This is a genomic window from Oleiphilus sp. HI0123, assembly GCF_001635315.1.
Genome location: NZ_LWGE01001749.1, coordinates 1 through 934, shown reverse-complemented (window position 1 = coordinate 934; position 934 = coordinate 1). Strand labels below are relative to the sequence as shown.

General features: G+C 39.1%; 1 protein-coding gene and 1 pseudogene. Both read right to left on the bottom strand.

Going from position 1 to position 934, the window contains the following annotated elements:
• Window positions 1–133 (bottom strand): annotated as a pseudogene (locus A3761_RS25965) (DNA polymerase III subunit beta); the annotation flags it as partial.
• An 81-nt stretch (window positions 134–214) separates the two neighbouring features.
• Window positions 215–934 (bottom strand): chromosomal replication initiator protein DnaA (gene dnaA, locus A3761_RS23635; protein WP_068751026.1); only part of this gene is annotated, 720 nt, incomplete at its 5' end.

Below are 934 nucleotides of genomic sequence, written 5' to 3'. Positions count from 1 at the left end.
TTAATTCTACTTTACCTGGTTCTGCTTCAAGCAAAATATTCGAAAGCACAGGCATGGTTTGCTTTCGCTCAACAACACCCGAAATAATTTGAAGAGGACTTAGGATTTCTTCACGAGTAATAGTTAATTTCATTTTTTATCTGCTCTTTTAGATCTAGAGTATTGTTAGTAATTTATCATGTATATGAGTAATTAAAGAGAACCCAACGCTTATTTAAGTCGTTAAAATTCTCATAAAGTTATGGTGGTCTTCTCGAATACCTGGGTCATTATCCTTCAATTCAACAACCTTCTTACAAGCATGTAAAACAGTCGTATGATCCCTGCCACCGAAAGCATCGCCTATTTCAGGCAGGCTGTGATTGGTTAGTTCTTTTGCAAGCGCCATAGCCATCTGTCTGGGTCTGGTAACTGAACGGGTACGCCGCTTCGATAACAAATCTGCTACCTTTATTTTATAGTACTCAGCAACAGTTCGCTGTATGTTTTCTATACTAACTTGCTTGTCATGTAGAGCAAGCAAGTCTTTTAGACATTCACGAATAAAAACCGGAGTAATCTCTTCGCCTGTAAAATGAGCATTGGCAGCAACTAGTTTTAAAGCCCCTTCTAGCTCACGAACGTTGGAGCGAATCTTTTGAGCAATAAAGAAAGCCGATTCACTACTAAGATTAACCTTAGTCTGCTCTGCTTTTTTCATCAAAATTGCAACACGGGTTTCTAGTTCAGGCGGCTCAACCATAACGGTAAGTCCCCAGCCAAAACGAGACTTCAAACGTTCTTCCATATTATCAATTTCTTTAGGGTAGCGATCGCAGGTCAATATCATTTGCTGACCGCCTTCTAATAAGGCATTAAAAGTATGGAAAAACTCTTCTTGCGAACGCTCTTTACGTGCAAAGAATTGAATATCATCGATTAGCAAAGCATCAAC